Origin of the sequence: Curtobacterium sp. MCLR17_044 (assembly GCF_003234435.1) — a bacterium.
In the GTDB taxonomy this organism is placed as follows: Bacteria; Actinomycetota; Actinomycetes; order Actinomycetales; family Microbacteriaceae; genus Curtobacterium; species Curtobacterium flaccumfaciens.
Map to the genome: position 1 here is coordinate 1 of NZ_QKTC01000046.1, position 2,518 is coordinate 2,518.

At 68.4% G+C, this 2,518-nt stretch carries 2 protein-coding genes; both read left to right on the forward strand.

Annotated elements, in window-relative coordinates; genetic code table 11:
* Positions 1-487 precede the first annotated feature (487 nt).
* On the forward strand, positions 488-1,267 hold the full coding sequence (locus DEJ04_RS18115; protein WP_146248768.1) for a hypothetical protein: 780 nt from the start codon (positions 488-490) through the stop codon (positions 1,265-1,267).
* 109 nt (positions 1,268-1,376) lie between these two features.
* The gene (locus tag DEJ04_RS18120; protein ID WP_027464630.1) at positions 1,377-1,937 is read left to right on the forward strand and encodes a YceI family protein; all 561 of its coding nucleotides are present in this window, start codon (positions 1,377-1,379) and stop codon (positions 1,935-1,937) included.
* Positions 1,938-2,518 lie beyond the last annotated feature (581 nt).

Sequence of the window (2,518 nt, forward strand, 5' to 3'; positions counted from 1 at the left end):
GCCCGCTCGCGGGGGTGGAGGCGATCGCAGGGAGCGCGGAAGTCGCAGCCCGGGGTCATCCAGGCGAGCGGGCGAAATGCCACGGTGCTCTTGCCAGCCGACCCACACATTTCGCCCGCTCGCCTGGATGACCCCGGGCTGCGACTTCCGCGCTCCCTGCGATCGCCTCCACCCCCGCGAGCGGGCGAAACACCGCGGTGCGGTCGGCAGCCGGCACGGTGTTTCGCCCGCTCGCGGGGGCAACTGTCCCTCCACATGGGCGAGGGCGGGCAAGTCGTCCACAGAGGAGGCCCGACTCCCGTCCTCGGGGTCGGTTCGCCGTCACGCTGTGGAGATGACCGCAAGACGCCGACTCCCGATGGCACTCCGCGACGCTTCGTTCCGGGTACGGGATGCGCTGCACAGAGGCGTTTCGCGTGGCCGACTCGACGCTCGAGATCTCGTCCGCCCGTTCCACGGCATCCGATCAGCGTTCCCACGGGAATCCGTGGATGAACGCGCAAGGGCGCTCGCTCCTCGACTCCGCCCCGATCAGGTCTTCAGTCACGTCACTGCGGCAGCGATCATCGGCGTCCCGCTCCCCCGTCGTCTCGAACGCGATCAGCGGTTGCACGTCACGACGATCGGGACCGACCAAGCGCTCCGGGTCCGCGGCACGGTCGGCCACCGAGCCCGGTACGGGTCAGTCCGCGCGACGATCGCACGAGGAGTGCCACTGACCGCTCCGGCCGACACGTTCGTCGCACTGGGCTCGATGCTGACGCTCGACGAACTCATCGTCGCGGGCGATGCGCTCGTGGGGTGGCTCGGCTGGGCGACGCTCGACGAACTCGTCCAGGCCGTCCGACGACGACGGGGCATCCGCGGGATCGTGAAGCTCCGCATCGCGCTCGACGAGATCCGGAGGGGATCTCGGTCTCCCGGAGAGACCCGGACACGGCTGGCACTCGTCCGCCGCGGACTCCCGGAACCGGCACTCAACCACGATGTCGTCGTCGACGGGCAGTGGATCGCATGTGTGGACCTCGCCTACCCCGAGGCCAGGGTCGCGATCGAGTACGAGAGCGATCTGCACCGCACCGATCCAGCCACCTTCCGGAAGGACCTGACGCGCGGGGAACACCTCAAGGACGTCGACTGGTGGCTCGTCAGAGCAACAGCAGACGATGTCGCGCACGGCGTCGACCGTTTCGTGGACCGCATCCGTCGGCTGCTCGAGGTCGGCGCCAGAGGAGCCCACGACACGCGGTTTGCGACACTTGGGTGAACAATGGTTGACGCTTCAACCAAAACGGTGCACACTGTCGTAGTATCAACTCGATGCAGGCGCATGGAACGCGTCGCACCGCAGACTCTCGTTCGGAAGAAGGACCACCATGACGCTCACCGCTGACACCGTTCCCGGCTACAAGACCGGCACCTGGAAGATCGACCCGACCCACTCCGAGGTCACGTTCTCGGTCCGCCACCTCGCCATCAGCAAGGTCAAGGGCAAGTTCGAGACGTTCGACGCCACCGTCGTCACCGCCGAGAACCCGCTCGAGTCGACCGTCGAGGCCAACATCGACGTCGCGTCGATCAACACCGGCCAGGAGCAGCGCGACCAGCACCTCAAGACGAGCGACTTCTTCCTCACCGAGGAGCACCCGCAGCTGACCTTCCGCTCGACGAGCATCGAGGCGAAGGGCGACGACCTGCACATCGCGGGCGACCTGACCCTGCGCGGCGTCACCAAGCCGGTCGTCCTCAAGGCCGAGCTGGGCGGCTTCACCACGGACGGCTACGGCCAGGTCAAGTTCGGTGCCGAGGCGACCACGAAGATCGACCGCACCGAGTTCGGTGTGAACTGGAACGCGGCGCTCGAGGCTGGTGGCTTCACGCTCGGCAACGACGTCACGATCAACCTCGACGTCCAGTTCGTCCTCCAGGCGGCCTGAGCCACCTCTGACTCAACGCCCGACTGAGGGCACCGAGCGGCACTCCCCGAACCCGAGAAGAACGCCCCGACTCCGCACGGAGTCGGGGCGTTCTTCGTTGTCGGCCCCGCTCCGCCGACCACGAGCGGGCGAAACACCCCGGCCCTTCGTCCTGTCTCATCAGGCATTCCGCCCGCTCGACGATGCCGGGCGCCGAGGCCGACGCTGATCCCCGCAATCACGCCCACGCCGGCACCCGCGCCCATGCCCGTGCCCACGCCCATGCCCATGCCCATGCCCATGCCCATGCCAACACCCACGCCACGAGCGGGCGAAATACCACGCCGATCTCCGTAGCACGCCGGACATTTCGCCCGCTCGCGTAACGACCCGAGCGCGGGGCGCGAGCGACCCCGGCGGAGATCGGGAGCGCGGCCGAGCGGGCGGAATGCCCGGGACACGGCGGGGACGAAGTGCGGCATTTCGCCCGCTCGCCCAACGAGGCGCGAGCACGCCCGGGACAGGGAGCCAGCGTGCACGAGCGGACGAGCGCACCAGCGGGCACGAGCGGACGGGCACCGCCCTGTCTCTTATACACATCT

What these genes read in the sequence shown, in the direction of transcription:
- DEJ04_RS18120 (WP_027464630.1), top strand. Translation starts at nt 1,377, where the DNA reads ATGACGCTCACCGCTGACACCGTTCCCGGCTACAAGACCGGCACCTGG.